Below are 26,986 nucleotides of genomic sequence, written 5' to 3'. Positions count from 1 at the left end.
CCGGCGAAACACTCATCTTTTACAAAATCATTAAACCAATCATTCAAATGAACACACAGTATCCAAGGTTTACCTTGTCAGGAACACTCACCAGTGAACAGCATGATTTTTTTGAAGAACATGGATTCATCCATTTTAAGCATTTTATTGACCCCGGCACCGTACAGGCCATCATAGATGCCGCTGAACAGGTGCAGCGCAAATGGATAGCCGGTAATGTCACTAAAGTAAATGGCGTACCCATCAAATATGGCCGTGACCTCAACGGCAATACTATTGTACAGCGATTTGCATTCATTAACCAGCATGCGCCCCTGCTGGCTGAACTGCTGCGCGATCAGCGGTTTGAAGCACTGCTGGACCTTATAGGCCCGGGCGCCCGCATTGGTGCGCATGAAAAGGATGGTATGGTGTTTAACCATTATGTAAACGGGCCCCTGAGCAAGTTTACCAAAATGGGCTGGCATACAGACGGTCTGCGCGACCTGTTCTACGGCACCCGCCTGAACCCCATGCTGAACGTTGGCCTGCACCTGAGCACGCAGCAGGCGGAGAACGGCGGTCTGCGCATCATTCCCGGCACACAGCGCCAGAACCTTTTTAACTTCCTGTTCCGTAAACTATATTTCCTGGATCATACCGAAGATCCGGCAGAAGTGGCGATCCTGCCCGAAGCCGGCGACCTTACCGTACACGATGGCCGCCTGTGGCACCGCGTAGCACAATCACAACGCAGCGGGGAAGAAAGCCGCCGCCGCGTGATCTACATACCGATCATTGCAGGTAAGTATGCCCCCAAGAATGAAAGCAGCCCTACCCAGTTCTACCAGCGCTTTGCAGGCCTCGTGAGGTAAAGGGAGAACCGATGGTCCATGGCCATAGTCCATAGTAATGTCTTGCATGATAATTGCGGGAAAAGCATTTGCCAGGCATATAGCTAAACGTCCATGGACAATGGACCATTGACCATGGACTATTCCCAAGCAAACGTTAAAAACCGTTAACACGCTTCAGTAATAGGGCAAAAAGACTTATTATTGAACACGTAAAATGGTATGTGATTGATGAACTATCCCGGTAACAGTTCTTTTACGCGATCTGTCAAGGGGAAGGTGGTTATTGCCTTCCTCGCGGGTTGTATTGCCCTGGGCCTGGCGTGGATAGTTAGCCAGACCGCCTTCAGGGAAATGCTGCATACCGTTAAACAATTGTCGGAGCCTAATGAAAAGCTGCGGATCGTAAATGCCCTCTTCCGCGATATCACCCAGCTGGACCAGCTGCAAAAAAGACAAGCCCTGCTCCAGGCTAATTCCTACAAAACATTCCTCGACGAATCCAAAAGCCTGCGGCAGACCATGGACAGCCTGCAGGAACTGTATAGCGATAACCCGGAGCAGGTGATCCGGCTGGACTCTATGAAACGGCTGCTGCTGGAAAGGGATAAGCTGTTCCTCAACTACCTGCAGGTAAGGCAGGGCCTGGTCAATAATAACGACCTTACCAAACAGATACAAACCCTGTCTCAGCTGATCCTGAACTATGCCCCCCAGATAGACAGTACGGTTATCACCACAGAAAAGAAAGTATCTACCACTTTTATATATCCTTCTGATTCTGCTGCCGCCGCCTCAAACGAGGAAAAGGTGGAAGCCCCCTCCGTAAAGAGCGGCTTTTTTGCCCGCCTTTTCGGCAAAAAGAAACCGGAACCGCAACCTTCTGAAGAGACCGAACAACCCAGGCAGACCCCTACCCGGATGGTCACCGAGGAAGTGAACGTGAAAATAGATACCCTTGCCCTGGCCAAACAGGACAGCATTATGTGGGAGGTGGAAAAGGCCATGCAGGACTATGAAAAGGAACGCCGCCTGCAGAGCAGCCGCTTCGTGAACCGTGAAATAGAACTGGCCAACGCCAGTAATGTGCTCACCAGCCAGATGCTGTCTATCCTGCAGGAAGTGGAAAAGGAAGTAGTGAAACAGGAAGCACAGAACAATATCCAGGCCCGTAACGTGGTAAGCACCAGCGTCATGCGGATCAGCGCCATTATGGGCGTATTCCTGCTGCTGATGGCCATACTGGTGTACCTGATCCTTACAGATATTGCCAAAAGCAACGCCTACCGCCAGCAGCTGGAAATCGCCAAAGAGGAGGCGGAATACCACGGCATGGCCAAACAACGCTTCCTGGCCAACATGAGCCATGAGATCCGTACACCGCTGCAGTCCATTATCGGCTATGCCGACCTGCTGCGGCAGCAGGACAAGCCCTCCAAACGGCATATTGAAGCCATTTTCCACTCGTCAGAACACCTGCTGCATATCGTGAACGAAGTGCTGGATTACAGCCGCATCATCTCCGGCAAGTTCACTTTTGAACGGCGTGATTTTGACCTGCATCAGCTGCTGGAAGAAGTGATCACCGTGATGCGCCCGCAGGCAGAAAAGAAGCTGCTGCCGCTGGAGCTGCACAATAATGTTGCCGGTAACGGTTTTATAACCGGTGACCCCTTCCGCCTGAAACAAATGCTGTATAACCTGCTGGGTAATGCCATCAAGTTCACGGAAAAAGGGCATGTAGGTTTGACAGTAGACGAAGCCCCGGGTGAGGAAGCGGGTACTACCCTGCTCACCTTCACCATCAGCGATACAGGTTCGGGCATTACCCCCAAAGACGTCCGGCGCATCTTTAACCAGTTTGAACAGGCGGGAGAAAGCTCTCACCAGAACGGTACCGGTCTTGGACTGAGTATCGTGAAGGCCCTGACCGAAGCGCAGAACGGCACCATAGAGGTGACCAGCGAACCGGGAGCAGGTTCCCGCTTCGCGGTACAGCTGCCATTTGTAAGAGCCCTCAGCGTTCCGGTGCAGCAGTATACGGAAAGCAGCCCTGCCTCCAGCCGCTTTACCGGCAAGGTATGGGTGGTAGACGATGATCCCTTTATCCTGCATTTGTGCGCCGCTATTTTTGAGAAACACGGTATTTCCCACACCTGCTTCCAGCTGCCCGAAGTGCTGCTGAATACGCCCTGGGATGACAATGTTTCGCTGATCCTGGCAGACATGCGTATGCCCGGCCTTAACGGCGCGGAACTTTGTAAGCGCCTGCGCACACAGATACCCGAACATGTGAAGATCTTTGCACTCACTGCGCAAGCCCTGCCCGAAGAAAGGGAAGCCGTGCTGCAGGAAGGCTTTGACGGCCTGGTAATGAAACCTTTCAGGGAAAGCGAGATACTGGCCCTCCTGGATGATCATACCCTGCTGCAGGACGAAGACTTTTACGATTACGAAAATGAACAGGATGAGGATGATATTGACCTGGCCGCCCTGGAAAAGCTGACCTTTGGCGACAAAGCACTGCTGCAGAAAGTGCTGGAACGTTTTGTGACCGATAACCGGAATGATCTTGAATTGTTATGCACCGCAGCCAAAGAAGTAGATATGGAGCAAATCAGCCTGCTGCTGCACCGGATGGCGGGTAGAACTGCCCAGATAGGAGCCGGTGAGCTGGCAGCCCGGATGCGGATGCTGGAGATCGCTTTACAGCGTGATACCGTACAACCGGGCGATGCCATTGCCGAAGTAAATACGTTAACAGAAGGTATAAAAGCTTTACTGGATAAAATAGCAAACCTCACTATCCCTCAATCTGGTACTTCTCCATCTTTTTATAAAGCGTCTTACGATCAATATTAAGCAGCCTGGCGGCCTTGCTTTTATTATTTTTTACCTGCCGGAGTATTTCCTGGATCAATTCCTTCTCATTCACCTCATTGAGCGCTTTCAGGTCAGTACCCTGCACCCTGGGCATCTGGTTAACAGACAGCGTCATTTCATCCGGCAGGGACTCCATGCCCGCTGTTTCCCCTTCGGTCAGCAGCACCATCCGGCGGATCACGTTCTTTAGCTCACGCAGGTTACCCGGCCAGTCGTACTGGCGGAAGGTGGTCATGGCACCGGAAGAAAGGCGTTTAACATGCTTGCCCAGCTCCTGGTTGGCCATTTTAATAAAGTGCTGGGTGAATATCTCCAGGTCTTCGTCCCTTTCACGCAGGGGCGGCACCTCCATTTTAAACTCATTGAGGCGGTGATATAGATCTTCCCGGAAATTGCTTTTCCCGGGCTGCAGCAGCTCGTTGGTGGCAGTAATGATACGAACATCCACCCTGATCTGCTGGGTGCTGCCAATGGGCTGTATCACCCTTTCCTGCAGGGCCCGCAGCAGTTTTATCTGCACCTCATAGCTGAGGTTACCTACCTCATCCATGAAAAGCGTGCCCCCGTTGGCCGCTTCAAAAAGACCTTTCTTATTCTGCAAGGCGCCGGTGAAAGCGCCCTTTACGTGGCCAAACAGCTCACTGGCGGCCAGCTCTTTGGAGAGTGCGCCGCAATCCACTGCTATAAAGGGCTTATCGGCCCGCTTACTGAGGCTGTGAATGGAGCGCGCCACATATTCCTTACCCGTGCCGCTTTCGCCCAGGATCATGACAGACATGTCTGTAGGCGCCACCAGTTTAATATATTCATATAGTTTGTGGGAAACTTCACTGTTGCCTTCTATAAAGCCGGACAATACTTTCTGGGCGGCCACCGGCTCGTCTACCTTACGGTTCAGGGCTTCGTTCAGCACCAGCAGCAGCTCATCCGCGTTCACCGGTTTGGTGATATAGTCAAAAGCGCCTGAACGCATAGCCTGTACGGCAGTACGCACATCGTTGAAGCTGGTCATGATGATGGCGGGTATCTGCATGCCGCGCTCCTTGGTGGCTGCCAGCACTTCAAGGCCGTTGCCATCTGTGAGACGGTAGTCCAGCAGCAGCAGGTCATATTCCTTTTTTTCCAGCGCCTTAATGCCGCTCTTTACGTTATAGACAGCATCCACTTCATGGCCGTGCTTCTTTAAAAAGCCCTCCAGGATCTGTGAAAATGTAGTGTCATCCTCGACTAATAATATATTGGGCATAGCATCTATGGGTTCTGGTAGTCCGTTTAACTGTAATATTAGTCAACATCTACGGATAAAACAAAAATAGAGAAGTCCCCCCGTCCGGGAGGACTTCTCGTTTTATTCTACTGCATGTCCAGGGCTCTTCAGTGATCAGGCAACTACCTTACCGTCTTTGTCGAGCTTAACAGTTTTGGCTTCTTCACCTTTCTTCAGCTCAACTTCGTAGTACTCGGCGCCGGAAGCTGGTTTTACCATGAAAGCTTTTTCAGCTTTCCACTCCTTGTAATCGTCACCAGCCAGCGCAGCCTTTACGGCATCCGGCAGTTCTTCTACTTTAACGGGTGTTTTTTCGTCCTGAAAGTTTACGATAGCAACATCTTGCTTATTGTTGGCATAGACTGTAACGGTTCCTGCCACAGCGAGGAACGCCATTGATAGCATCAGTTTTTTCATTGCTCAAAGTATTTAGGTAAGCAAAAAGTTTAACACCTGTATACTATTAAAAGCATGCCATCAATGTGCTAAAACGTAAGCGCACTGATTATTACGGGTTTAGTGCATATCAATGCGTATAGCGAACACGTTGCTGCTGAGGATGTACTCCCGAACCTGCTGACAAAGTCTACACATTTGCGCCTACAGGTACTTCCTGTACCAGCTGTATGTTCATGTGCAGCTTTACTTCATCGCCCAGAATAAGGCCGCCGGCTTCTGTGGTGGCGCTCCAGCGCAAACCATAGTCAGAGCGGTGCAGGCGGCCATCCAGCTCAAAGCCTGCCTTTACCTGGCCCCATGGGTCGCGGGTGCTGCCATTGTAGGTAACGGTGAGCTCTATACTGTGGGTGTGATCGCGGATGGTAAGATCCCCAATGAGCCTGAAGTGGTGATCATTTACCTTTTTTACCTGCTTTGAAACAAAGCGGATGCGCGGAAAGCGCTCGCTGTCAAAAAAGTCTGCAGTCTTCAAATGTTCGTCCCGTTGCTGATTGTGCGTAGTAACACTGTTTACATCAGCTTCAAAAATGATACGGGCATCGTGAAAGTCCTCGCTGTCGGCATGCACAGTTCCTTCGAAACTGGTAAAGCTGCCGCTTACATTAGTGATCATGAGGTGCTTTACTTTAAATCCGATTTCGCTGTGTGAAGCATCAATTTTCCAGGTAGCCATATTATTGAAGGTTTTTGTGTCTGTTATCTGAACTTGTCCATAAAAATACTTGTTGTAACATTTATGTGTATTGCACAAATTGCCGGAAAGCGTGGACTTTTTTCCTGTCCGCACATTTTTAACATTTCTTTATAAAAATCGCTTGAAAACTACTGTGGCAGGCACTTTCACAAGTATTGTCACATAGCATGTCCGTATATTAAAAAACGCCGCTGCCCCGAAATTTATTATTTTCATCCAAACCGGAACGGCATGAAGATATTATTGGTGGAAGACGAACCCAATGTGGTATCCCTTATAAAAAGGGGCCTGGCAGAGAACGGATATGAGATCAGTGTGGCAATGGACGGCCTTTCCGGCCTGCAGATGACCACTACAAATGATTTTGACCTGATCATACTTGATATTATGCTGCCCGGTATTAACGGCGTGGAAATATGCCGTAAGATCCGTAAACAGAATGAGCAGGTGCCTATTATGATGCTGACGGCATTAGGTACCACAGAAAATATTGTGAATGGACTGGATAGCGGAGCAGATGACTACCTGGTTAAACCTTTTAAGATCGCCGAGCTCAATGCCCGTGTTCGCGCGCTGACCAAACGCATTAAAAGCCATTCGCCGGAGCATAATATCCTGCGGATAGCCGACCTGGAGCTGGACACTGCCTCAAAATCGGCAAAGCGCAATAACAAACAGCTGAGCCTGACAGCCACAGAGTACCGCCTGCTGGAGTTCCTGATGAAACACCAGCGCCGCGTATTATCCCGCATAGAGATCCTGGAACATGTATGGGATATTGATTTTAACCTGGGCACCAATGTAGTGGATGTATATGTGAATTACCTCCGCAAGAAAATTGATAAAAACTTTTCACCTAAACTGATACATACCGTTGTAGGTATGGGCTATGTAATGAGGGAGCAAAATGAAGATACAGAATAAGATCGCCATTCTCTTTACAGCCTTAACCGCGGCCATCATGCTGCTGGTAAGCCTGTTCATCTATTATTTTGCCTCCCGCAATACCTTCCAGCACTTTTACCACCGCATGGAAGTAAGGGCTAAAATAGTAGCCCAGGCCACCATGCAGGAAGATACGGGGAATACACAGCTTTACATCCGGGTAAAAGAAGAGCAGCTGGAAAACCTTCCGTTTGAAAAAGATTACTTTCTGCGCCTGAAACCAGACACCCCCCAGCTGGCAGAGAAATCTCCCCTGCCCCTGCCTGCCTATTTTTATGAACGAGTGCTGCAGGACGGCGGGGCCCGCTATCACCTGGGCGGCACTTTCTATGTAGGTTACTATGCAGGTAAGTGGCATAATTTTATAGTGGTCACCTCTGCACAGGATGTATATGGCATGGAAGAGCTGCATGGCCTGCGGCGCGTGCTGGTAACCGGCTTCCTGGTATTTACCGTGCTGATGTTCACTGCAGGTAAGCTGTTCAGCCGGCAGATATTTCAGCCCATCCGCACCATTGTACAGAATGTACAGAAGATCAGCGCCAACAATCTTCACCTGCGCCTGGACACCGGCAACGGGAAAGATGAAGTAGCTGAGCTGGCCCTCACTTTTAATGATATGCTGGCCCGTCTGGAAACCACCTTTGAATCGCAGAACAACTTTATCAGCAATGCCTCCCACGAGTTCAGAACGCCGCTCACCATCATCAGCGGAGAAGCAGAGCTGGGCATACAGAAAGCCGGCGCATCACCCGAGCTGGCGGCTTCCTTCCAGCTGATACTGGCGGAAGCAGAACGGCTGGACCACCTGGTGAGCAGTTTGCTGAGCCTTGCCCAGACAGGATTTGACGGCAAGAAGATGCAGTGGGAGCTGATCCGCCTGGATGAACTGCTATGGTCTGTAAAGAACACTGCAGACCAGATCTACCCCGGCAACAAAGTATGCCTGGACTTTAACCAGCTGCCGGAAGAAGCGGATAACCTGAGCACGGAAGGCAGCCTCACTTTGTTAAAACTGGCCATCAGCAATGTAGTGCTCAACGCCTGCAAATATTCCAACAACCAACGGGTAATCTTACAGCTCACCGGCACCCGTAAAGTGCTTACCGTAACCGTTATTGACCAGGGCATTGGTATTCCGCAGGCAGAGATCCCGCAGGTATTTGTGCCCTTTTTCCGCGCCTCCAATACCAGCGAATATGAAGGCTACGGTATCGGCCTGCCCCTCACCCTGAACATCATCCGCCTGCATAAAGGCTCTATTGAAATAGAGGCCAAAGAAATGCAGGGCACAACTGTAAAAATTCACTTGCCAGTGAAAGTTTAAACGTTTCAACCACTCTAATCTCATTTTAATCTTTTCCTCATTGCATTTTAATCCGGCTCTTAGACCCTGCTAACCCCGCGGTTGTTCCTTTGTGTTATCAAACAATCACAAAAAACAAGCGTATGAAGAATATTTTAATTCCCACCGATTTCAGCGTCCGCTCTCTCGACCTGGTGAAGGCAGCCGTATATGCAGGCATCAATGAGCCGATGAACATTTTGCTGGTACATTGCTTCAAGATGTCTGATGATATACAGGAGCTGATGGCCCTTTCACGCCGCAGGAAAGATTACGGGCACATCAGCGATGAGTTCAAAAAAGTTTGCGCCCAGCTGCAGGAGCGGTATCCCGCCCGCATCAATGATATCCGCGTAGAATGTTTTTATGGCAGCACCATTGCCGTTTTCAAGAACTACCTGTATGCCAATAACATTTCACTGATCATATATGATGAACATTTCCGTTTTACCAAGGTGAATAAAAGCAGTATAGATCCGCTGAATATCATCCGGAAATCCGGTTGCGCCCTGCTGCCGCTCACACCCGGACGGGAAGAGCACATACGGGTAAAAATATACCAGCCCTCCCAGGCGGTATAACCGGTTGGTACCATTACTTATTCATTAAAAATTGTGTTGTATGCTACTAAAAGAGAATATTCCTTTTGGTTACGTGTTCGGTAAAATAAAGTATGAGCTGATATGGATAACGCTGTATGCCGTTGGCATCGCCATCTACCATAACTTTCATATTACCCGTATATCCATTCCCATTGCCATTCCCGCTATATTGGGCACCGTGATCTCGCTTTTGCTGGGCTTCCGCTCCAACCAGGCCTATGAACGCTGGTGGGAAGCACGCATCATATGGGGCGCCATCGTGAATGATTCACGCAGCCTTACTCGGCAGCTGCTCACCTTTACCAATTATGCCGAGGATACACCGCCGGAAGTGATCCGCTTCCGCGAGCAGTTTGTCAGGCGGCAGATAGCCTGGTGTTACTCTCTGGGTCAATCCCTGCGCAAACTGAATCCCATGGGCGGACTGGACCGCCTGCTCTCCAAACGGGAGCTGGAACATATCTCCCGGTACGACAATAAACCGGTGGGACTGCAGGAGCTGCATGCCATGGACCTGGACTATGCCCTGAAACAGGGATGGATCAACCGTTATCAGCAGGTACAGCTGGACAGCACGCTCACCAGGCTATGCGATTCCATGGGAAGATGTGAACGCATCAAGAACACCATCTTCCCGGCTACATACAGCCTGTACATACACCTTACGCTTAACCTGTTCATCATCCTGCTGCCTTTCGGGTTGATAGAGTTTTTCGGAGTGATCGAAATTCCGCTGGTAGTTGCCATCGCTGCATCTTTCCTGCTCATTGAAAAGATGGCCATTCACCTGCAGGATCCTTTTGAGAACAAACCAACCGATACACCGGTAACCGCCATTTCGAGGAACATCGAAAAAGACCTGAAGCAAATGCTGAAAGACTGGCAGATACCTCAGGCTCCGGAAATGGAACCGGCAGAAAGGTTTTATATACTATAATACTCGTTTAAATACCCAGTAGCAAACCGGTTCAGATGTAAAATATCTGGCCGGTTCTTTTATTGAACCTGGTACAGCTATCAGAAGTTGATGGAATAGTGGATGCTGCGGGTTTTCCCTTCGCTTTTCAGGGCGCCCAGCTCAACAAGTTCCTGCAGGTCTCTTGTTGCGGTAGCTTTTGAGGTTCTTGTGATGGAGATATACTTTCGTGCTGTCATGCCCCCTTCAAATCCTTCCGGACCGGCTTCCAACATTTTCCTGATTACTTTCAGCTGGCGCTCGTTCAGATTATTTTTGAAGCGGTCAAAGAACCTGGTTTTCAGGATGGTCAGGTCAATCAGTTGCCTGGTCTGCTGTTGCGCCTCCAGCACCGTGCCAACAAAGTAGTTCATCCAGGCCGTAATATTATTACTGCGCTGCGCTGTTTCCAATGCCTGATAGTATGCACTTTTGTGGCGCTCAATAGTGGCAGACAGGCTTAGCAAAACAGGGCGGCCGATGGTCTGCGACAATGCCTTTTCCGCGATAGCCCTCCCTATACGGCCATTGCCGTCTTCAAACGGGTGAATGGATTCAAAATACAAATGAGCAATAGCAGCCCGCACAGATGCTTTCGTGATCTCTCGTTTTCCTCCCGGGGCAGTGTCATTGAACCATTGAATGAAGCGATCCATTTCCTCCGGCACCCTTGATGAAGGGGGCGCTTCAAAATGTATTTTTTCTTTACCCACACTCCCTGATACCACCTGCATCGGCGCTTCATCCTTGCGCCAGGCGCCGGTATTTATTCCCCTGCTATGTTTCAGCAATGCCTTATGCCAGCCGAAAAGCTTTTCTTTTGTCAGCTCCTCCTTATAGGTATTCCTTACATCCACTACTAATTCACTAACCCCCTGCGCCCGTTTATCCTTTACAGGATCAGGACTTATATTCAACCCAAGCTGATTACGGATAGATGATACCACATCCTGCCGGCTGATATATTCTCCTTCAATGGCAGAAGTTTTAATCGCTTCAGCAATTAATGTATTGGTAATGGCTTCCTGCTGCAGCGCTTCAGGCAGCATATTGAGCATACCACTCACATGACCGGTTTCCTGCGCAAAAGCCAGCAGTATATTTTCAATCTTCCCGGGGTCAAACTTAAAATCCGGCCAGTCAGGTTGTTGCCAATTGTATAACATATGCCTGTTATTTAAATAACATGAGCCGATTGCTCTTCAAAATCGGCTCAAATATAGGCAAAAAATGAGCCGATTAATTATTTAAATCGGCTCATGAAAATATAATTACTTAAATATCAACATTTTAAAAGGATAGGCTTTACGCATGCTTACGCTCCACGTTGGGCAGTAAACCGGTCAGCAATCCTATCAGCGGTAACCAGGCGCAAACATGGAACACGTAATTGATACTGGTATGATCTGCCAGGCGGCCCAGCACGGCAGACCCGATACCAGCCATACCGAAGGCCAGGCCGAAGAACAGGCCTGCTATCATCCCTACTTTACCCGGCACCAGTTCCTGCGCATATACCAGGATGGCTGAGAAGGCGGAAGAGAGGATAACGCCGATGAACACACTTAACACCGCCGTCCAGAAAAGGCTTACATGCGGTAACAGCATGGTGAAGGGCGCTACACCCAGTATGGAGATCCAGATTACGTATTTACGCCCGATGCGGTCGCCTACCGGTCCGCCGATGAAAGTTCCCGCCGCTATGGCAAACAGGAAGATGAACAGGTACAGCTGGGCGCTTTGCACGGAAATATGAAACTTATCTATCAGGTAAAAAGTGTAGTAGTTGGTCATACTGGCCATATAAAAATACTTGGAGAAGATCAGCACCAGCAGTATGACCAGGGCGAAAGCGACCCTGCCTTTTGGCAGCGCTGCCTGCGCATCGCCCCCTGCTTTGCGCTTCGGCTTTGCACGATGCCGGTTCTTCTTATACCAGGCTGCAATATTCAGCATCACCACGATGGCCAGCAATGCCGCCAGCGAGAACCAGATCACGTTGAACTGTCCGAAAGGCACGATGATCATCGCAGCCAGCAAAGGGCCCAGGGAGCTGCCGGCGTTACCGCCAAGCTGGAACAGGGATTGCGCTGTACCATGGCGTCCGCCGGAAGCCATATAGGCCAGGCGGGAGGCTTCGGGATGGAACACGGCAGACCCCATACCTACCAGCGCCACCGCCACCAATACCAAATAAAAATGGTTGGCCACCGAAAGACAAATAAGACCGGTTAGGGTAAAACCCATACCGATGGCCAGTGAATAAGGCTGCGGGCGACGATCTGTAAAAAGCCCTACCAGCGGCTGAAGGATGGATGCCGTCATCTGGAAGGTGAGTGTGATCAGCCCGATCTGGGTAAAGCTGATATGCAGCGAATTCTTTACTACCGGGTAAATGGCCGGTATCAGGGATTGAATGGTATCATTCAGTAAGTGAGAAAAACTGAGGGCCAGCAATATGGAGAATACCGTTTTCTCTGCTGCCTCCCTGGCAGCGGGGGGCACGGCCGTTGTTGCTGTTTCTTTTGTTTCCGTTTCCATAATAAAAAGTAGTCTGTTAATACGATAGGTTGTTACTGCTCTTTCTCCACCATGTTGTCGGTAATACGGGAGGCCCATTGCCAGGCTTTCTCCGGTTGCTGATCAATGATGCTTTTGAGCAAATGCTGATGCAGTTGCTGCGTTTCGGTAAACGACCCTGTTGAGGTGAATATCGAAACGAAATGCTTTTTCAGATGTTCTGCCACTGTGCTGTAGAGGTCTGCCAGGATGCTGTTCCGCGCCGCAGCCGCTATGCTGCGGTGAAAATCAATGTCCGCCTGTATGCACTCCTCTACCTGGTTAGCGAGGGCCGCTTCTTTCCGCTTTTTCAGGAAACCCTGCATCTGTTCAATATCTTTTTCGGTACGGTGCAGCGCTGCTTTCTGGGCAATTTTCAGTTCCAGCAGCTGGCGCACTTCGTTCAGGTCATTGAATTCGGCACGCTTCAGGCGTTGCGACCAGGGCTCTGCATTGTCTGCAACCGATTCTACAAACGTGCCCAGCCCCTGTTGTACGCGCAGCACCCCTGCATTGGCCAGGATGCGTACCGCTTCGCGGATGGTGGAGCGGCCTACCCCGAACTCCTGCATCAGGGCAGGTTCCGGTGGCAGCTTATCCCCTGGTTTGTACTGCCCCAGGGAGATCTGCTGCTGTAAGCGCTGGGCCACTTCATCGGCCAGGCTTAATCTTTTTATGGGAGGTAATTGACTCATCATATCATCTGATGTTTCAAAGGTACAGAGAAAAGTTTAATTTTCCTACCTTTGCACCCTCATTGAAGATTATCGGATGAAAGCATTTAACATTTTTATTCTTTACAGGCTGCCGATCGGTATCCTGCTGTTGATAGGCGGTATAGCGCTGGGCGCTACTGTAGGCTGGTGGGAAGCTACTATTCCCCTGCTGCTGGCTGTTATCTGCCTGGTGACACATTTTATGTTCGGCCCCATGCGCCTGGTACAGGAAGCCGTAGAAGCCGGGGATGTAGAAAAGGCTATGGGCCTGATGAACAAGGTGAAATTCCCCAAACTGCTGTATAAACCCATCCGCTCCGTATACTATTTCATGCAGAGTAACCTGGCTATGTACAACCAGGACCTGGACAAGGCAGAAGCAGCCGTTCGCCAGAGTATAAAAAGCGGTAGCCCCATGAAAGAGTATGAGGGTATGCAATACTTCCAGCTGGGCACCATCGCTTACCAGAAAAATGACCTGAAAACGGCCGATCAGAACCTGAAAAAGGCAGTAAGAATGGGCCTTCCCGATAAAGAAAATATGGCCGCCGCGCTGCTCACCCTGGCTTCTATTGCCATGAGCCGCCGCGACTTTAAATCTGCCAAAGACCTTTTCCGCCGCGCCAAGGCGCAAAAGCCTACTACCGCGCAGATTGTCAGCCAGATCAAGGAAATGGACAAATATATCTCCCGTATGCCGGGTTGATCTACATAATTAACCGCACTAAAAAGGGCGTATCGTTGTTCGATACGCCCTTTTTTAATGCCTTTTTGCCGCCCTAACCGCATCCCGGCCGTGTATGCTCCGCCGCCACCCTCGTTTATTCCTATTGGTAATAACGCTGAAACGCTTGCCAGTACTAGCTAAACCCTGAGATGTCTCCTTGTTATTCCCTTATTAATCCCTTACTGATCCCTTATTGATCCCTTCCTATTAAGGAAGGAGATATCTCCGGAAGTATAAGTGATGAGAAAGCAATAAGGAAGGAATGACCCAAAATTCCATACAACTTTGCAAAGCCGCCTCCGCCGGGCCCCCCGGGCTTAGCAGCAAGGCTACTACCCTGTATGATCGTATTTTACCTGTCTGACACGGTTTGAGAATTCCGCATTTTGCCTTAGGTTTGCTGCCGCATTTGGTTCCCGGCGTGATCACCGGGATTAAAATGGGAATCCGGTGTAAATCCGGAACTATCCCCGTAGCTGTAATCCTGCCTCCCGGTTCACACCGGGATGCGATTTTCCGGGCTTCTAACAAGCCACTGTCCCGACACCAACCGGGGTGGGAAGGTATCCCGGAAAAGCAGGAGAGTCAGAAGACCTGCCAGGTGCATCAACATCATTAAACGCTTTCGGGTGAAAGGCCAAGGATGTATGCACCTGCAAGGGTGCCTGTATTCTTTCTTCTTAACATCTCCGGCAGCGCATATTCATCATTTTTAAAGCTTTAACAGTTTTATGCGCAGGAAACTTTACTCCACTATCCGGGTTGTTGTCATGTTAACGGTTTGCACACATGCCAATGCCCAGGACTCATCCCGTGCCAACCATTTAAATGAAGTGGTGGTAACGGCAACCAAATTCGCAAAAAGAGCCGGTGAGAGCGGCAAGGTAGTGACCGTGATCTCTTCTGACTACCTGCAAAAGAACAGCGGCAAATCCCTCGGTTCCATCCTTAACAGCCAGGCAGGGCTTGTAGTGAACGGCGCAGAAAACGCCCCTGGCACCAACCAGGACGTATACATGCGGGGCGCCAGCGCAGGTAATACCCTGATACTGATAGACGGTATCCCGGTAAGCGATGCTTCACAGATCTCCAATGCCTTTGACCTCAACTTTATACCGGTAATACAGATAGACCGGATCGAGATCCTCCGCGGCAGCCAGTCTACCCTCTATGGTTCTGACGCCGTAGCCGGTGTGATCAACATCATCACTAAAAAGCCCGGTGAAAACAAAGTGGGTATCAGCGCCAATGGCGTCTGGGGTACTTACAAAACCCGGCAGGGCGGCGCAGGAATTAACGGCAGCATCGGCAAATTTTCCTACCTGGGCGGATACCAGTACCTCAACTCCGATGGATTCTCTTCTGCCTATGACAGCCTTCATACCGGCACTTTTGACAAAGACGGATTTAAGCGCCACAGCGTATTCGGCAAGGTGGGTTACCAGGTTAGCAATCGCTGGAAACTGCAGTATATGATGAACTGGAGCGATTATAAAACCGCACTGGACGAGGCCGCGTTTATTGACGACCAGGATTACAGCATGCGGAACAAATACCTGCTGAACACCATCAGCAGCCGTTACGAATTCAATAAAGGCAGCTGGATCATCTTATACAGCTATCAACGCAATAAGCGCCACCTGCTGAATGATTCCGGCTACATTGCCAAGTCAGATTTTCCCAGCAAATTTTACGAAGGCAATTTTACCTCCAACACTCACCAGGCAGAGACCTACGTAAACTGGGATGTGACCCGGGAACTGCAGATATTGGCGGGTGCGGAGTTCCGTACCTCCAACACAGACCAAAGCACGCTGTTCGTGGATGAGTTTATGGCTTATCCGCCCAGCAAGCTGTCTGCCGACAGTGCCCATACCCGGCAGTTCAGCCACTATGCCGCACTGCTGCTGCATAACCTGGGCGGCTTTAACCTGGAGATAGGCGGCCGTTTCAACTACCATAACATTTATGGTAACAACCAGACCATCTCTTTCAATCCTTCGTACCTGATCAACAACAAGCATAAGGTATTCATCAACATTTCATCTGCATACAAGGTACCTACGCTTTACCACTTATATTCTGAGTATGGCAATAAAGACCTGCAGCCGGAATCCTCCATCAACTACGAAGGCGGTTACCAGGGCGCACTGTTCCAGGACAAGGTAAACCTGCGCGTAGTTGGGTTCCAGCGCGAAACCCGCGACCTGATCATCTTTTATACAGACCCGGTTACCTACCGCGGTATTTACCGGAATGCCGACAAACAGAAGGCCTACGGAGGAGAGCTGGAAGCCAGCTGGCAGATCATAGGAGGCCTGAACCTGCGCGTAAATTATACCTACGTTAACGGCAAGCTTACCCAGCAGGATACCAGCTATTATAACCTGTACCGCAGGCCCAAACATGCGCTGAATGCCGAACTGGGTTACCAGCTGACACCAGGTTTTTACATCAGTGCGCAATACAAATACATCAGCAAAAGATGGGAAAGCGTATTTGGAGAAGGCGACCTGCCGCTGGGGGATTACTACACGCTGGGCGCATACGCAGAATATAAGCTGGGACAGTTTTTCAAAGTGTTCGGTGATTTCCGCAATATCACGGATCAGCAATATTTTGATGTAAGAGGATATACTGCCAGGAAATTTAATTTTACCGCCGGAGTGGCAATTAATTTATAAATTACGCAGAAGGACGCTGCATGCTGAAAGCAGAACGCAGGGCGATTTAGCTTTTAGCTGCTGGCGGTTAGCATGCAGCGTCCTGCATAAAACCACAACTATGTTACTGAGGAATCTTAATCCGCGTATGGGTGTGCTGCTGCTGTTCATTGCAGCCGCCGGTATTTTGAGGATATTGGGAGAAGGTCACGTTACCCCCTTTTCCAACATCAGCCCTATTGGAGCAATGGCCTTATTCAGCGGCGCCTATTTCAGCAATAGCTGGAAATCCTACCTGTTTCCGCTGCTCACACTTTTTATCAGTGATGTGGTAGTGCAGCAGCTCTTCTACCCCGAGTTTGCCAACGGAGGATTGCTTTACCAGGGCTGGGCCTGGACTTATTGCGGCTTTGCCGCCATGGTACTGGCGGGACAGCTGATCATCAAAAAAGTGAACATCGGGAATATCGTGGTAGCGGCAGCGGCAGGTGCATTTGCACACTGGCTGATTACAGATTTCGGCGTATGGCTTGCCGGCTGTACAGACCCTGCCACCGGTGAACTATATACGAAAGACGCAGCAGGCCTGCTGCGATGCTATGCCATGGCCGTTCCTTATATGAAATTCATGTTCATTGGCAACCTTGTTTACGGCGTGATCTTCTTCGGAGGATTTGAGCTGATACAACGCAGGTTTGCCGCCCTGGCGAAATAAGCTCCCACTATGATCCAACTTATTACAGGAGGCGCCCGTTCGGGAAAAAGCAGCTATGCTCAACAACTTGCGCTGTCACTGGCAGAAGACCCGATATATGTAGCCACCGCCAAGATCTGGGATGATGATTTTGAAGCGCGTGTAAAGCGGCATCAGCAAGACCGGGGTCCTGAATGGACCAATATCGAAGAGCAGTTATACGTTAGCCTCTTACCGCTGGAAGGACGGGTAGCGGTGATCGATTGCGTTACCCTCTGGCTCACCAATTTATTTATGCAGCATAAGCAGGACGTGGATACGGCCCTGTATAGTATACAACAAGAGATCAACGCCCTTCATAAAAAGAACGCCACGATCATTATAGTGACCAATGAGATCGGCATGGGTGTACATGCAGACACTGAAATCGGGCGAAAGTTCACCGATCTGCAGGGCTGGGCCAACCAGTACATTGCCCAGCGCGCACAAAAAGTGGTGTTAATGGTATCGGGCATACCTGTAACAATTAAATCATGAACATCTCTCCCCTTTCCCGCGCTCTGGAAGCAGCGCTACAGGAAAAAATTGACCAGAAAACCAAGCCGCCGGGATCACTGGGCAGGCTGGAACATATTGCCCTGCAGGCAGGTCTTATTCAGCAAACGCTTGAACCGGCTATCATTAAACCTACCATCGCCGTATTTGCCGGCGATCATGGCATAGCCGCGGAAGGCCTTGTAAATCCCTATCCGCAGGAAGTAACAGCGCAGATGGTGTATAACTTCCTGCACGGCGGAGCGGCCATCAACGCCTTGTGCCGCCAGCTGCAGGTTGAACTGGTGATCGTGGATGCAGGCGTGAATCATTCCTTTCCCCCGCATCCCATGCTGAACCATTGCAAGATCGGTTTTGGCACACGTAATTACCTGCACGAAGCCGCCATGACAATAGCAGCGTGTGAACAGGCGATGAATGCCGGCGCCGAGATCGTACAGGGTGTACATCGGCAAGGTTGTAATACCATCGGCTTCGGGGAAATGGGTATTGGAAATTCTGCGGCGGCAGCATTGCTGATGAGCTGTTATACCGGCCTCCCGATAGCCGCATGCACGGGAGCAGGAACGGGCAGCACGCCCCAGCAGATTGCCAGAAAGACCGTGATCCTGCAGGAAGCATTGAACCGTCACGGCGTACCGGAAGATCCCCTTGCTGTACTGGCCACTTACGGCGGCTTTGAAATAGCCATGCTCTGCGGAGCTATGCTGCAGGCAGCAGCCCTGAACATGATGATCGTGATAGACGGGTTTATTGTTACCGCAGCGCTGCTGGCCGCGCATCGCCTGCAGCCAGCCATAACAGATTACTGCATCTTTTCACACAGCTCTCACGAAAAAGGCCACCGCGCCATGCTGGAGCACCTGCAGGTGCGCCCACTTTTACAACTGGATATGCGCCTGGGCGAAGGCACCGGCGCAGCCCTGGCTATGCCCATTATTCAATGCGCCACCGCGTTCTTAGAACAGATGGCCAGTTTTGATAGTTTAAGTTTGAAGTCTTGAAAGTTTGACAGGGGCTGATTACCTGTACCTCCTTCAAACCTTCAATCTGTTAAACACACAAATGTGTCTTGTTGATTATGCAACAGCAATGGTTATTATTGCGGACTGCCGTTATGTTTTACACACGTATACCTGTTGGCGGCAACATGGGGCATGGACTGGATCTGCTGAATAAGGCCACGCGATACCTGCCGCTTATCGGCTGGATCACGGGCGGGGTGATGGCGCTGGTGCTCTGGGGCGCCAGCCTGGTGGCCCCGTGGACGATCAGTATCCTTTTTTCGCTGATCGCGGCTATCTGGACAACGGGCGCTTTTCATGAAGATGGCTTTGCAGATATGTGCGATGGATTTGGCGGCGGCTGGACCAAAGAGAAGATCCTGCTGATCATGAAAGACAGCCGTATCGGCACTTATGGTATGCTGGGACTGCTGCTGCTGATGCTGCTGAAGTTCTTTGCATTACAATCTCTGTCCCTTGAACGGGCGCTGATGGCTATCATCATTGCGCAACCCCTGAGCCGTTTTGTGGCCGCTACCATTATTTACACACTTCCTTATGTAAGAGAAAATGAAGACAGCAAAGCAAAGCCGGTTTCCAAAGGTATCAGTGGCGGAGAGCTGGCGCTGGCGGGCTGTTTTGGACTGCTCCCACTGGCGGTGACCGTCGTCCTTTTCCAGCATTACATACTGCTTTTACTGCTGCCCGTATTATGGTTGGTACGCGCTTATATGAGCCGCAAAATGCGCCGCTGGATAGGCGGTTACACCGGCGATTGCCTGGGTGCCGTACAGCAGGTTAGCGAAACAGTTGTATATTTGTTCCTTTGCATTGCAGCATGGATATATACCTGATCCGGCATACCACGCCGGCCATTGAACGAGGCACCTGTTACGGATTTGCAGACCTGGATGTAGCCAGCACCTTTACTGAAGAAGCTACCCGCGTAAAATCAATGTTACCCGGCAAACCCTTTGCCGTATATGCCAGCCCCCTGCAACGCTGCAGCAAGCTGGCCCGTTTCCTTTTTGAAGACAATTTCACCACAGATGACCGCCTGAAGGAATTAAACTTTGGCAACTGGGAGATGCAGCGCTGGGACGATATCGGCCCCAATGCTTTACAGTCCTGGATGGATAACTACGTATATACACGTGTACCGGGAGGCGAAAGTTATGAAGACCTCTACCAGCGTGCGGTTGCCATCTTCCAGGAAGTGATTGCCCGTGGCAGGGATGCCGTGCTGGTAACCCACAGCGGCGTGATCCGTTCCCTGTTGGCCTACGTTACCCAAACCCCGCTGGAACAGTCGTTTGAATTACGGGTAGAGTACGGACGTGTAGCCCGCTTACGGGTGGAGCATGGGAAAGTGGAACTCTTAGGGGTGAATGAATAAGGTGGGCTGATCTTCAGTCGCTTTCCAGGAAGAAGTATACTACAAGTATTTTGGCGTCTTCTTCGCCGATATTGGTGGGTTTATGGCCCAGACGGCCGTCAAAGAAGAGGGAGTCGCCGGTGTTAAGGATATACTTTTCGTTCTCTACCTGGTATTCTACTTTGCCCTGAATGATGTACTTATATTCATAGGCATCTGTTTTTACCAGGTGGTTGCGGCGGGCGCCTTTCTTCAGTTCCAATATCACGATGTCTACCGGGTAATGCTTAACACTCCTGGTCAGTACCCGTTTGTAGAGGAACCCTTTAGCCGCCTCTTTTTCAAATACCTGGTAAGCGGCTTCCTGTTTGATAATCACTTTACTGCTTTGCTGTTCGGCGCCGATTTCATGGAAGAACTCGTTCAGATCGAGGTTCAGGGAACGGATGATATTGATGAGCACCAGCAGGGAGGGTACGGTACGGTTATTTTCTATCTGGGAGATGAGGCCTTTGCTTACTTCGGCTTTATCGGCCAGTTCCTGGATGGTGATGCCTTTAGCCTTTCTTTTTTCTTTGATCTTAGCGCTGATCTGGATAATGATATCTTCGGTCATATATCAGTAAATTATCATATCAGGTCACAAACAACCCAAACAAAGAAAGAAAATAGATGGTCAATTAGCAACTTTTTTAACATACTATGGCCATTCATATAATAAATTATATTTGTATAAAATATATTAACCAGCATGTTCAGCCTAGACCAGATACTTGCTATTACGTTTACTTTATTTGCCGTTATTGATATTGTGGGGTCTATCCCCGTGCTGATCTCCCTGAAGGAAAAGCTGGGGCATATAGATGCGGGTAAGGCCACCCTGGCATCCGGTTGCCTCATGGTGGGCTTTCTGCTGGTAGGCGAGCCGTTCCTGAAGCTGATGAGCGTGGATGTGCATTCTTTTGCCGTGGCGGGTTCCATTGTGATCTTTGTGATCGGGCTGGAAATGATCCTGGGGATAGAGTTCTTCAAGAGCACGGAGGCCGATAACAAGACCGGCAGCGTGGTACCTATTGCGTTCCCGCTGATAGCCGGCTCGGGTACGCTAACCACGATCATGTCGCTCAAAGCCAACTTTGGGGAATACAACATCATGGCAGGGATCCTCATTAACCTGGTGATCATTTTCCTGGTGCTGCGTTCCCTGAAGTGGATAGAGCGTATACTGGGCAAGGCGGGGCTGATGGTGGTTCGTAAGTTCTTCGGGGTGATCCTGCTGGCTATTGCGGTGAAGATCTTCAAGAGTAACCTGAACATGTAGAAATGGTTTTGTAATTCAGGGCTAAAAAGCTTAGTTTTGCCATCCTTTCCCTGAAACGGGATATGGAGCTGGCCTCGTAGTACAATGGATAGTATAAGAGTTTCCGAAGCTCCAGATACAGGTTCGATTCCTGTCGAGGCTACGAGTTTAAATATCAAAGGCATTCAAATGAATGCCTTTGATGTTTCCGCCATATTACCAATGCACTTGTCAGGCGCAGCATCAGTATATGTTCTGGAGTAAGCAGAAGTCTCCATAAGCTGTTCTTTCCCCCGCGGACCATCACCCTCCCGCTCCACTTAACATATTTGAAGTCAAGCGTACTTTGCCTTTTGTATTCTTATTGCAATTGGTTTATGAAATGTTCTTAGCCAGGTAAAACGATAAATTTCGCTGTCACCTTGGTAGTCAACTAAGACTAAGTGTAGTTTGTCCCTATTGGCTTTTGAGCTTGTGTTTGGAGAATTAGTCTGTGCAATAGCACTTGCCGTCAAAAACAATAGTAATATAGATTTGAGGATTGTCATCTTTTCCGCTTAACGTTAAACAGCTTGCTGTTGTGCCGATATCAATCAAGCGTAAATGTTACAGCAATTTCCAAAATTTTTATATATTTTATCCTTATTTGGTGATACTCTAAAACGCACCACTACCTCATGAAACATTTACAAACAGGGGAATTTTACGGAAACACCAATAAAACCATCGATCTGAACGGGGTGGTCCTCACAGATACCGAATATACACACGATAAAGTTGACTGGCACTATCACGAGAATGCATATTTTACCTTCATCCTCCAGGGAAATGTAATTGAGGGAAACAAAAAGGAAATATATACCTGCTCCGCTGGCAGTTTACTATACCATAACTGGCAGGATCCGCATTATAATATCAAACCGGAAGGTTTTACAAGGGGATTTCATATAGAGCTGAAAGATTCCTGGTTTAAGAATTTCTCCTTTAACAGCGATGCTCTACAGGGAAGCATTAACATCCGGAATCCGGACGCAAAATTCCTGTTATACAGGATCTTTAAAGAAACAAAAACCTGGGACGATGTATCGGCGCTGGAAATTCAAAGCCGGCTGTTGCAGGTGTTAGCCATGATGTATGATGACAGCAGATCTGCACATCCTGTTAAACCGTTATGGGCAGTGAAGGTAGGCGAAATGCTGCGCGACGACCTCGCCCAAAGCTACCGGCTGGACGAGCTGGCTTCCGCCCTGGGCATCCATCCTGTTCATCTTTCCAGGCATTTTCCCAGGTATTTTCATTGCGGACTGGCTGAATACGTAAGAAAACTCAGAGTGGAAAAATCGCTGACCCTCCTGGCCAATAAAAAACTGTCATTAACAGAAGTGGCCTTTGAATGCGGGTTTTCAGATCAAAGCCATTTCAACCGTTGTTTCAAGGACATCATGGGCCTTACCCCTTTTAGTTTCAGGAAATCATTACATAGCTAAAGTAACGCCCATGTTAATTTCATTCTATTTTTACTGCCCCCGGTACTATAGCTTTGGACTTCATTTATCTCAATACCCGACATGATGCGCATTTTCCTGGTAGTAAGCTGCCTGTTAACGATTCATACGGTACAACTATCTGCCCAGATAACAGACATAGTGAAAACGGAAGGTATGACTTCCAGCCTCCATCAGGAGCATATTGGTAAGATCTTCTTCACTTCAAAGAACATCGCTACTTCCAGACTGCACGCGTCAGACTTCCTGGATACCTATAAGCTGACAAATAAAAGCGATCTGTTCTTCATCGCTTTTATGGGAAATTCTATCACTAACTACCTGCATCACATCGCTCCTTCCCTGCCAGCTGATTCGCTTGTTAAGATCGGGAACTACCAGTTCACTTTATTTGTTGATGACCAATTGATCTATCAGAGCAACCTGTTTCCCGGAGCGCCTTATGCAAAGATCCAGGATACGGCAACGGTTATTAACAAACCTTTTATCAACAACACAAATGGACATGGATTATGGAGTGAATCCTTCTGGAACAGGTTTATGCATGCCGGGGGAGACAGTGCGCTAACCGAAGGCCCTCATACCCTGAAAATGGAAATACGGCCCTATTTAAACACCGGCGATATCAAGGTGGGCGAACTGATTGCCAGTGGTAAGCTGCAACTGCTTGTGGAGCGGAAACCTGTTATCAATACTGCGGCTATCAGCCTCCGCCCTGTAAAGCCCTATAATGGTTTTGAAGTTTCAAAAGAGCGTTTTGACTCAGACAAAATTAAAACACTGAAAGGCAGTATTGATGAAGGCATTTTTAAAAAGATCAGCAGCGTAGTGGTGATTAAAAATGGCAAACTGCTGATAGAAGAATACTTCAACGGTGAAGACCGCCATACCCTGCATGATCCCCGGTCTGTCGGAAAATCATTTGCATCTACCCTGATAGGTATCGCCATTGCAGAAAAGCAGCTGCCATCTGAAGATCAGCCATTGAAAGCGTTTTATAAGCTAACGTCTTTTAAAAATTATTCACCGGCAAAAGAAAACGTAACGCTGAAAGACCTGCTCACCATGAGCGCTGTATTTGATGGTGATGATGAAGATGGCAATTCTCCGGGCAATGAAGAAAATATGTACCCCACGGATAACTGGGTGAAATTTGCGCTGGACTTACCTGTCCGGACCGATACAACCAAAAATGAATGGCATTATTTTACTGCAGGTGTAGTGCTCCTGGGCGATATTCTGAATAAGACACTTCCCGGCGGGCTTGAAAAATATGCCGATGAAAAACTGTTTACACCTTTAGGCATTACAAACTACAAATGGCAATACACACCGCAAAATGTGCCCAACACCGCAGGCAGTCTTCAAATGAATGCACTGGACTTTGCGAAGTATGGACAATTGTATAAAAACGGCGGAAAATGGAATGGTCAGCAAATACTGCCAAAGGAATGGGTGCGGAAATCGTTCACCAAGCATCAGCAAATAAGTAACCGTAGCAATGAGTATTATGGATATTTGTTCTGGAACAAATCTTTCCAGGTAAAAGACCAGTTGTATGAAGCCTTTTATTGTGCAGGCAACGGTGGAAACTATATTGTGATGTTCAAAGATCTGCCCCTGGTTATTGTGGTAACAGCTACTGCTTATGGACAACCCTATGCACATCCGCAGGTAAACAGGATGATCACGGAATATATATTGCCGGCTGTATTATAGCCTCTTCAAGAAGATATGAAGGCCGCATCGAAAGAATTTCCCTAACCTCATCATGGCATCGCTGACAAACAGGATGGAAAGTTCCTGCGGGTCTTACCTTGGAGGCGCAGGTATATTGCCCCACATCCCGGTGTTCAACCGGCAGATACAACCACTTATACATCTACCATCCATTCGGAAGTAGATTCGTATACCGGCGAAGTGACCCTGAGCTCCGCAGGAATCCCTTCGGTGATCAGCCTCTCTATGAGAAGACGGGTGTTCGGTATCAGGTTCAATGCCACAAATTTTACCAGCGGCACGCTGATCGCTGACTTTAACGGATGGATGCCTGCCGGGTACCTCACGCCTGCCGAAGCCGCCTCCAACCGGTACATCTATACGGCTGATGATTTTCACTGGATAGAAGTACCCGGAGAATCAGCCGATGACCTGACCCTGAAATGGGAAAAAACCGGTGGCGGCGTTGTTGTGCTGGCGTCAGGGAAAACGCATTTCAAACGGACATCAACGTTACGGTGCCCTTAGATGGAGCGCCGGTGTCGATGCCATTGGATAGTAACTGGATATCGGCGGAAGAGGTTAACCGCTGATGATTTTATTGCATAATACCATAAGACAGCCGGAGAATATTCTTCGGCTGTCTTATGGTCTTGTTTCGTATATTTAGCAAATACGGAAAACCCGATACAATGACCTTATTTGCTAAATTGAACCTGGCAGGAGCGCTGATAGCTTTTGCCTGCCATACCACTGCACAGACAAAAGATCATAATATCGATGCACAGATAGACAGCATATTTGCGGAGTACAATACCACACCCGGCGTTGCCGTAGCAATAGTAAAAGATGGCGCTGTTGTATTCAGGAAAGGATACGGACTGGCCAACCTGGAGTATGGTATTCCCATCACCCCGCAAACCGTATTTCACGTTGCCTCGGTATCCAAGCAGTTCACGGCGTATTCCATCTATCTTCTAAAGGAACAAGGTAAGCTTTCCCTGGAAGATGATGTGAGAAAATATATACCGGAGCTTCCGCAATACGGCAAAACCATCAGGATAAAACACCTGCTTGCACACACCAGCGGTTTGAGAGATCAATGGGCGCTCCTTACCCTGGCGGGCTGGCAAATGGAAGATATCATCACCACCACGCAGATCTTAAAGCTGGCTGCAAAACAAAAACAGCTCAACTTTGAACCTGGTACCATGTTTCGCTACTCCAATACCGGATATACACTCCTGGCGGAGATTGTGAGCAGGGTTAGCAAACAAACCTTCGCGGATTTTACTGCAGCAAATATCTTCAGGCCTCTGGGTATGCAGCATACCCGCTTCAATGACGATTTTCACAACGTTGTAAAAAACAAGGCGCATTCCTATGAAATGATAAACGGCCGTTTCATTGAAAGACCGCTGCATTACAGCACGGTTGGTGCAACCAGCCTATTAACCACTGTGGAAGACCTGGCAAAGTGGGTGAACAATTTCGACCACCCTGTAGTGGGCAATGCGGCGTTGATAGCAGCATTCAATGATGTCTCCCTGTTTGATAATGGTCAGCCGGTAATATGGGCCGCCAGTGCGGGCGATACTACCTATCATGCCAAAGGACAGCTGCTGTGGAAACACAGGGGATTAAAAGTAAGAAGTCATGGCGGACACGATGCAGGCTATCGTGCCGTGCTGATCAACTTCCCGGAACAAAGGTTGTCCGTCATCACCCTGAGTAATAACGAGCACTATACCATGATAGCAAAAGTGCTACCGGTAGCCAACCTGTTCCTTGCAAATGAATTGGCAGCAGCAGCGCCTCCCGCCACTACGGTAAACCAGGCCGCAATGGCTGAACAGGCGGCCGGCTATCACAACACCTTATCCGATTATACCGGTAAATATCACAGTGATGAATTATCTACAGACTATAACGTTACAATAAAAGATGGTAAGCTGATACTGACACATCACCGCTTAAATGATATGGAGCTGAAGCCTGCAGGGAAAGATGAATTTGCAGGCGAGAATGACTTCGCCTTTACCATCAGGTTTGTAAGGGACAGGCAGCAGGTAACAGGTTTCGAGATATCGAATTTTGGTGTACAGCACCTGCGGTTTACGCTGGTACATTAACAACGCCGGTATAAGCATACTCCAATATACCATTACTTATATCGCCGCTTATCA

The 26,986-nt window shown here is 49.1% G+C and carries 25 protein-coding genes, 1 tRNA gene and 1 riboswitch; of the genes, 19 read left to right on the top strand and 7 right to left on the bottom strand.

What is annotated here, in order from left to right; genetic code table 11:
• Nucleotides 1-47: 47 nt before the first annotated feature.
• Together Q0577_RS23025 and Q0577_RS23020 are read left to right on the top strand one after the other, a co-directional pair.
• Nucleotides 48-854, top strand: a complete 807-nt coding sequence (locus Q0577_RS23025) for a phytanoyl-CoA dioxygenase family protein (protein ID WP_298740490.1) — start codon at nucleotides 48-50, stop codon at nucleotides 852-854.
• Nucleotides 855-1,064: 210 nt separating this feature from the next.
• Complete coding sequence (locus Q0577_RS23020; protein WP_298740566.1) at nucleotides 1,065-3,695, top strand: ATP-binding protein; 2,631 nt, start codon at nucleotides 1,065-1,067, stop codon at nucleotides 3,693-3,695.
• Here Q0577_RS23020 and Q0577_RS23015 read toward each other — a convergent pair.
• From Q0577_RS23015 to Q0577_RS23005, 3 genes are all read right to left on the bottom strand, one after another.
• Entirely contained in the window at nucleotides 3,637-4,962 is a 1,326-nt protein-coding gene (locus Q0577_RS23015; protein ID WP_298740488.1) for a sigma-54 dependent transcriptional regulator, read from the bottom strand. The genes Q0577_RS23020 and Q0577_RS23015 overlap by 59 nt on opposite strands.
• A 135-nt stretch (nucleotides 4,963-5,097) precedes the next feature.
• On the bottom strand, nucleotides 5,098-5,400 hold the full coding sequence (locus Q0577_RS23010; protein ID WP_298740486.1) for a hypothetical protein: 303 nt from the start codon (nucleotides 5,398-5,400) through the stop codon (nucleotides 5,098-5,100).
• Between the two features lie 169 nt (nucleotides 5,401-5,569).
• On the bottom strand, nucleotides 5,570-6,115 hold the full coding sequence (locus tag Q0577_RS23005; RefSeq protein WP_298740484.1) for a YceI family protein: 546 nt from the start codon (nucleotides 6,113-6,115) through the stop codon (nucleotides 5,570-5,572).
• Between the two features lie 252 nt (nucleotides 6,116-6,367).
• Between Q0577_RS23005 and Q0577_RS23000 the strand changes: the two genes are divergently transcribed.
• The 4 genes from Q0577_RS23000 (at nucleotide 6,368) to Q0577_RS22985 (ending at nucleotide 9,965) form a co-directional block, all read left to right on the top strand.
• Nucleotides 6,368-7,060, top strand: coding sequence for a response regulator transcription factor (locus tag Q0577_RS23000; RefSeq protein ID WP_298740481.1), 693 nt, complete (start codon nucleotides 6,368-6,370; stop codon nucleotides 7,058-7,060).
• Nucleotides 7,044-8,408 carry a HAMP domain-containing sensor histidine kinase gene (locus Q0577_RS22995; RefSeq protein WP_298740476.1) on the top strand — a complete coding sequence of 455 codons (1,365 nt, stop codon included), beginning with the start codon at nucleotides 7,044-7,046 and terminating at the stop codon, nucleotides 8,406-8,408. The genes Q0577_RS23000 and Q0577_RS22995 overlap by 17 nt, the downstream gene beginning before the upstream one ends.
• Nucleotides 8,409-8,530: 122 nt before the next feature.
• Nucleotides 8,531-9,007 (top strand): hypothetical protein, encoded by a 477-nt coding sequence (locus tag Q0577_RS22990; RefSeq protein ID WP_298740473.1) that lies wholly within the window; start codon nucleotides 8,531-8,533, stop codon nucleotides 9,005-9,007.
• A gap of 40 nt (nucleotides 9,008-9,047) precedes the next feature.
• Entirely contained in the window at nucleotides 9,048-9,965 is a 918-nt protein-coding gene (locus Q0577_RS22985; protein WP_298740470.1) for a bestrophin family ion channel, read from the top strand.
• Nucleotides 9,966-10,045: 80 nt separating this feature from the next.
• Here the strand turns inward: Q0577_RS22985 and Q0577_RS22980 are convergent, their stop codons facing one another.
• The 3 genes from Q0577_RS22980 to Q0577_RS22970 all read right to left on the bottom strand — a co-directional run bounded on the left by Q0577_RS22980 (nucleotide 10,046) and on the right by Q0577_RS22970 (nucleotide 13,240).
• The gene (locus Q0577_RS22980) at nucleotides 10,046-11,149 is read right to left on the bottom strand and encodes a Fic family protein (protein WP_298740468.1); all 1,104 of its coding nucleotides are present in this window, start codon (nucleotides 11,147-11,149) and stop codon (nucleotides 10,046-10,048) included.
• Nucleotides 11,150-11,288: 139 nt separating this feature from the next.
• Nucleotides 11,289-12,524 carry an MFS transporter gene (locus tag Q0577_RS22975; protein WP_298740466.1) on the bottom strand — a complete coding sequence of 412 codons (1,236 nt, stop codon included), beginning with the start codon at nucleotides 12,522-12,524 and terminating at the stop codon, nucleotides 11,289-11,291.
• 32 nt (nucleotides 12,525-12,556) lie between these two features.
• On the bottom strand, nucleotides 12,557-13,240 hold the full coding sequence (locus tag Q0577_RS22970; RefSeq protein WP_298740464.1) for a FadR/GntR family transcriptional regulator: 684 nt from the start codon (nucleotides 13,238-13,240) through the stop codon (nucleotides 12,557-12,559).
• 73 nt (nucleotides 13,241-13,313) lie between these two features.
• Here Q0577_RS22970 and Q0577_RS22965 point away from each other — a divergent pair, with 73 nt between their 5' ends.
• From Q0577_RS22965 to cobC, 7 genes are all read left to right on the top strand, one after another.
• Nucleotides 13,314-13,964 (top strand): hypothetical protein, encoded by a 651-nt coding sequence (locus tag Q0577_RS22965; RefSeq protein ID WP_298740462.1) that lies wholly within the window; start codon nucleotides 13,314-13,316, stop codon nucleotides 13,962-13,964.
• A gap of 414 nt (nucleotides 13,965-14,378) precedes the next feature.
• A riboswitch (cobalamin riboswitch) is annotated at nucleotides 14,379-14,602 on the top strand.
• A gap of 114 nt (nucleotides 14,603-14,716) precedes the next feature.
• A complete protein-coding gene (locus Q0577_RS22960; protein WP_298740461.1) occupies nucleotides 14,717-16,669 on the top strand; it encodes a TonB-dependent receptor in 1,953 nt (650 codons plus the stop codon).
• A gap of 100 nt (nucleotides 16,670-16,769) precedes the next feature.
• Entirely contained in the window at nucleotides 16,770-17,363 is a 594-nt protein-coding gene (locus tag Q0577_RS22955; protein ID WP_298740459.1) for a DUF6580 family putative transport protein, read from the top strand.
• A 9-nt stretch (nucleotides 17,364-17,372) separates the two neighbouring features.
• On the top strand, nucleotides 17,373-17,879 hold the full coding sequence (gene cobU / locus Q0577_RS22950) for a bifunctional adenosylcobinamide kinase/adenosylcobinamide-phosphate guanylyltransferase (protein WP_298740457.1): 507 nt from the start codon (nucleotides 17,373-17,375) through the stop codon (nucleotides 17,877-17,879).
• Nucleotides 17,876-18,901, top strand: coding sequence for a nicotinate-nucleotide--dimethylbenzimidazole phosphoribosyltransferase (gene cobT, locus Q0577_RS22945; RefSeq protein ID WP_298740456.1), 1,026 nt, complete (start codon nucleotides 17,876-17,878; stop codon nucleotides 18,899-18,901). The genes cobU and cobT overlap by 4 nt, the downstream gene beginning before the upstream one ends.
• A 77-nt stretch (nucleotides 18,902-18,978) precedes the next feature.
• Nucleotides 18,979-19,755, top strand: coding sequence for an adenosylcobinamide-GDP ribazoletransferase (locus Q0577_RS22940; protein ID WP_298740455.1), 777 nt, complete (start codon nucleotides 18,979-18,981; stop codon nucleotides 19,753-19,755).
• Nucleotides 19,740-20,297, top strand: coding sequence for an alpha-ribazole phosphatase (gene cobC, locus Q0577_RS22935; protein WP_298740454.1), 558 nt, complete (start codon nucleotides 19,740-19,742; stop codon nucleotides 20,295-20,297). Before Q0577_RS22940 ends, cobC begins: the two co-directional genes overlap by 16 nt.
• Nucleotides 20,298-20,310: 13 nt before the next feature.
• Here the strand turns inward: cobC and Q0577_RS22930 are convergent, their stop codons facing one another.
• Nucleotides 20,311-20,892 carry an XRE family transcriptional regulator gene (locus tag Q0577_RS22930; protein WP_298740453.1) on the bottom strand — a complete coding sequence of 194 codons (582 nt, stop codon included), beginning with the start codon at nucleotides 20,890-20,892 and terminating at the stop codon, nucleotides 20,311-20,313.
• Between the two features lie 135 nt (nucleotides 20,893-21,027).
• On the opposite strand from Q0577_RS22930, the gene Q0577_RS22925 reads away from it, so the two are divergent.
• From Q0577_RS22925 to Q0577_RS22900, 6 genes are all read left to right on the top strand, one after another.
• Nucleotides 21,028-21,597 carry a MarC family protein gene (locus Q0577_RS22925; protein WP_298740451.1) on the top strand — a complete coding sequence of 190 codons (570 nt, stop codon included), beginning with the start codon at nucleotides 21,028-21,030 and terminating at the stop codon, nucleotides 21,595-21,597.
• A 70-nt stretch (nucleotides 21,598-21,667) separates the two neighbouring features.
• A tRNA-Arg gene (locus Q0577_RS22920) sits at nucleotides 21,668-21,739 on the top strand.
• Nucleotides 21,740-22,253: 514 nt separating this feature from the next.
• Nucleotides 22,254-23,063, top strand: a complete 810-nt coding sequence (locus Q0577_RS22915) for an AraC family transcriptional regulator (RefSeq protein ID WP_298740449.1) — start codon at nucleotides 22,254-22,256, stop codon at nucleotides 23,061-23,063.
• 81 nt (nucleotides 23,064-23,144) lie between these two features.
• A complete protein-coding gene (locus tag Q0577_RS22910; protein WP_298740447.1) occupies nucleotides 23,145-24,800 on the top strand; it encodes a serine hydrolase in 1,656 nt (551 codons plus the stop codon).
• A gap of 201 nt (nucleotides 24,801-25,001) precedes the next feature.
• A complete protein-coding gene (locus Q0577_RS22905) occupies nucleotides 25,002-25,328 on the top strand; it encodes a hypothetical protein (RefSeq protein WP_298740446.1) in 327 nt (108 codons plus the stop codon).
• A gap of 164 nt (nucleotides 25,329-25,492) precedes the next feature.
• Entirely contained in the window at nucleotides 25,493-26,932 is a 1,440-nt protein-coding gene (locus Q0577_RS22900) for a serine hydrolase domain-containing protein (RefSeq protein WP_298740443.1), read from the top strand.
• Nucleotides 26,933-26,986: the final 54 nt, after the last annotated feature.

Origin of the sequence: uncultured Chitinophaga sp. (assembly GCF_937898475.1) — a bacterium.
Taxonomy (GTDB): domain Bacteria; phylum Bacteroidota; class Bacteroidia; order Chitinophagales; family Chitinophagaceae; genus Chitinophaga.
This window is presented reverse-complemented; position numbering and strand designations above follow the sequence as displayed.